The 3,897-nt window shown below is 54.3% G+C and carries 2 protein-coding genes and 1 pseudogene; 2 read left to right on the top strand and 1 reads right to left on the bottom strand.

What is annotated here, in order from left to right:
- Both QZY48_RS32345 and QZY48_RS32340 read left to right on the top strand, forming a co-directional pair.
- Positions 1-397, top strand: a pseudogene (locus QZY48_RS32345) (hypothetical protein); the annotation flags it as partial.
- 210 nt (positions 398-607) lie between these two features.
- A complete protein-coding gene (locus QZY48_RS32340; protein ID WP_295438505.1) occupies positions 608-3,295 on the top strand; it encodes a TrlF family AAA-like ATPase in 2,688 nt (895 codons plus the stop codon).
- Positions 3,296-3,564: 269 nt separating this feature from the next.
- Here QZY48_RS32340 and QZY48_RS32335 read toward each other — a convergent pair.
- The coding region (locus QZY48_RS32335; RefSeq protein WP_295438503.1) for a Txe/YoeB family addiction module toxin at positions 3,565-3,897 on the bottom strand (333 nt) is incomplete at its 5' end.

The raw sequence follows: 3,897 nt of genomic DNA, 5'->3' as shown, positions 1-3,897 counted from the left end.
TCGCGGCTACGACCGCGGCACGGTCCTGGAGCTGTTTCGGGTCATCGACTGGATGATCCGGCTACCCGCGGAGGCCGAGGCCGCCTTTCGCAAAGACCTCTACGACTTCGAGACGAGCAAGCAGATGCCCTATATCACGACGGTCGAACGTGCGGGAATCAAGAAGGGCCTCCGGCGGGGGCTCCAGCGGGGGCGCCAGCAGGGGGTCCGGCAGGGGGTTGAGCAGGGGGTCCGGCAAGGCGAGGCCGCATTGCTCCTGTGGCTGATCGAGAAAAGGTTCGGCGCGGACGTCGCGCAGCGCTGTCGCGGCCGGGTGGAGACCGCCGGCAGCGACGACCTGCGGATCTGGTCGGAGCGTATCCTGACGGCGGACAGCATTGCGCAGGTGCTCGACTGAGCGAGCAAGTAGTCTGAGAGGTTGTGAAAGAAGATAATGGACTAGGTTCAATTAAAATCTCTTCCGCCTTCAAATTTAATTGAGCCTGGCTCCTTATCCCCCACAATGGGAATGACCGACGATCGCACTGACCGCGCGGCTGGTCAAGGCGAACGCGACTTACAATTAGCGATAATGTATCGTGTCTATAGATGAAAAGCGAGATAAGCGATGGCTCAGTTCAAGGACATACAGGCAATCGATAACGGGGCTCGATTCCAAAGCGTCGATTTACATATCCATTCTTACGGAGCATCGCACGATGTTAAGGACCCAACGATGACCCCTGAGGCTATTATTGATTCAGCGGCTAGACAGGGTCTGAGCGTTATTGCGATAACGGACCACAATTCCAACTTGAATGTGCAACGAGCAATTGACCATGCCCAGAACAATTACCCTGGCACGATTCTCGTGCTGCCAGGCGTCGAAATCACCACGGCACACGGTCATCTTCTCGCCTACTTTGCACCAGACAACATCGACGCCCTTACTAAGGTTCTCTCCCGGCTTGATCTGATCGGGGAAATGGGCGCCGAAAATACCAGGACCGCCAAGTCGATGGCCGACTCGATTGCCGAGGTGGAGAAGCTTGGTGGAATCAGCATTGCCGCTCACATTGATCGGGACAAGACAGGCTTCGATGCCTTTGCTCCAGGCTTTCAGAACTGGAAAAAAGATATCATTATCAGTCCCGGGCTTTATGGCCTGGAATCTGATACAGTCGAGGCTTTGGTTTGGTATTCTGATCACGATGAGACGGGGCCAGACGGAAACGAGCGCAAAAAGATTTTTGCTGCCCGCGAGTCGGTGGAGGGTCTCTCCGCACGCCATCACTTGGCTCATATTCAGGGTTCCGACGCGCACTCAATGGCACAATTTGAACGTCAAGATCCAAACAAGCCATGGACAAGAATCAAGCTTTCGGAGCTTAGTTTCAATTCTTTGCGCGTTGCACTGGTCGATCCAACGGCTCGCGTGCGTGCCTGTGCTTCGGTTCCGCACTCTATTCCGCGCGTTTGCGGTGTTTCAATCACTGGCGGCTTCCTCCATGAAGAAAGGATCCGCTTCAGCGACAACCTCAATTGCTTTATCGGTGGACGCGGGACCGGGAAATCTACAGCGATCCGCGCAATTGCATATGCCTTCGGCCTAAATGACGAATTTGGGGATTACGACAACTGTCCCGATTCGGTCACGGTGTTCTGCGAGGACGCAAATGGTATCCTTTACCGCTATGTTCGCACGCGCGGCGGCGATATCGAGGTAAAAGCCAAAGAGGATCGATCAGTGGTCGATGTGCCGGTCGATGCATTCCGTATCGAGTATTTCGGGCAAGGCGAGCTTGCTAAAGTCGCAGAAGATCCGTTTAAACATCCCGATTTATTTCAGCAGTTCCTGGATCGTCATACGAACCTGCGCGATCTTCTTGAAACCGAGGATTCGCTTGTAACTGGTCTACGTGAAAATGCGAGCCGGTTAAACCCCCTCGAAACTGCCTTCGCACAACTGGCCGCACAGAAGAAGTCCCTTGAGGAAATTGAGAAAAAACTGAAAGTCGCAGAAGACGGCAATTTGCGGGAAGTAATCGGAACGAAGAGTAAGCTAGCCTCGGAAGAAACCGTTCGAGAATCCATCGAGGCAATTGCAACAGAGTATAATATTGGATGGAGTTCGTCGAGCATTCAGCGCAACTTGGATCAGATTGTGGCGACAGCCGGAACCTGCACGGATGACCAGGATTCGCAAAAAACTATTCTGGCAATCGAAGCGCTCATCTCTACCAACAATGCGGCGGTGAAGAAGAAGGAGCAGGAGCTAAACGACTTGCTTAGATCCTGTGCAAGAAATCTTACTCAACTGGCCGGGGAGTTGAAAATCGCCCACCGGCGTATGAGTGATGACGTTGCGAAGAAGCTCGCAGACTTAAAGGCTCGCGGTCTCGCTACGGACATTCCAGGTTTGGAATTGCTGCTTCGGCAGAAAACTTCGGTTGCCACGCAAATTGCGAAGGTCGAGCAGCGCGTCACCGAGTTGAAACAGTGCCGGGAGCAACGGAAAAATCTGCGTGCCGAACTGAAACAAGTTCGGGATGAAATGACGGCGCGACGGAAGGTGCAGCTTAAAGGAATAAATGCTAATCTCGGCGCGACAATCAAGGATTACACCATATTTGTAAAGTACGATGACGCTGGAATCACTGCGGATTTTGAATCGTTCATGCAAGATAAGATGCATGGAACGTACTTTTCGGATAGCTTGATCGAAAGCGTGTGCAGTCGCATTGCACCGTCGGAGTTTGCCGACTTAATATTGGACCGGAAGTGCCAGGAGATTGCCGAGAGAACCAAGATTTCGATGGAGTGGGCCGAGAAGATAGTCGATAAACTCTGTTATTGGCGTATTCTATTTGAGCTTCAGGTCCTTGCGAAACACCCAAAACCGATTATCACGGTTCGCACAAAGTCAACTCCGCTGAAGGAAATCCCGGTATTTCAGCTTTCGGACGGGCAACGTCATACGATACTACTGACCATTGCTATGCTGGCTGAATCGAATGTGCCGCTAGTGATCGATCAGCCCGAGGACGACCTTGACAACGCATTCATCTTTTCCAGTATTGTCGCCACCCTGCGCGCAATCAAAGAGCGGCGCCAGGTGATTCTCGTCACTCACAACGCGAATATCGCTGTGCTTGGCGATTCCGAGCTGATTCTTCCCATGTTCCGCGAAAACGACTACGGAAAGACCAAAGACCGCGGGTCCATTGACGCAGATGCGACCAAAGGTTGCGTGCTGGACATACTGGAAGGCGGGCCTGCTGCATTTTTGCGACGAAGACAGATGTATAACCACTAGAAATCTTGGGCGGGAATCGGCGCCAAGGGGGGCCGGGGCGAGACCACAGTATTCGCTCCGGGAAGAAATAGACAAACCGCCGCCGGAATTCGAGACCAGCCGAGTAAATAGGGGCGCGCCACGATAACTTTCGGGACGCGCAAGCCCGCGAGCGAAAAGGAGCCAAGCTCAATTCAATCCACCGGACGCAGGCGAGTTTGATTCGGCCTGAATTCAATAGAGCTAGGCCCCTTATCTCCCTTATCTCTCAACGCCCCGCTCCCAGGCCGTCAGTAGTGGAATCGCCCTTGAAGAAACTCGACGCGGTCATGCTTGACCAGGTAGACGCAGCGGTGCTCCGCGGTGATGCGGCGCGACCAGACATCCCCGCCCAGATATTTCAGCGGCTCCGGTTTGCCAATACCCGCGAAGGGCTCTCGTAATACGGCCTGCACCAGCTCAAGCAGGCGCTTTGCCGTGCGGCGGTCTGTGGCGACCCAGTAGTGCAAATCCTCGATGAAACCCGGCTGAAAGACGGCGAGCCGCGGCGGCTCAGTCTTCAAGGCCCACCGCCTGAGCGAGCGCCTCGGCCGACATGGGCTCGCCTGCGCCCTGGCGGGCAC

The sequence above is a fragment of the uncultured Thiodictyon sp. genome, from assembly GCF_903828115.1.
GTDB lineage: Bacteria > Pseudomonadota > Gammaproteobacteria > Chromatiales > Chromatiaceae > Thiodictyon.
This window is presented reverse-complemented; position numbering and strand designations above follow the sequence as displayed.

Bases quoted from the DNA above. Each gene is read 5' to 3' on its own strand.
- QZY48_RS32340 (WP_295438505.1), top strand. From the start codon at position 608: ATGGCTCAGTTCAAGGACATACAGGCAATCGATAACGGGGCTCGATTC.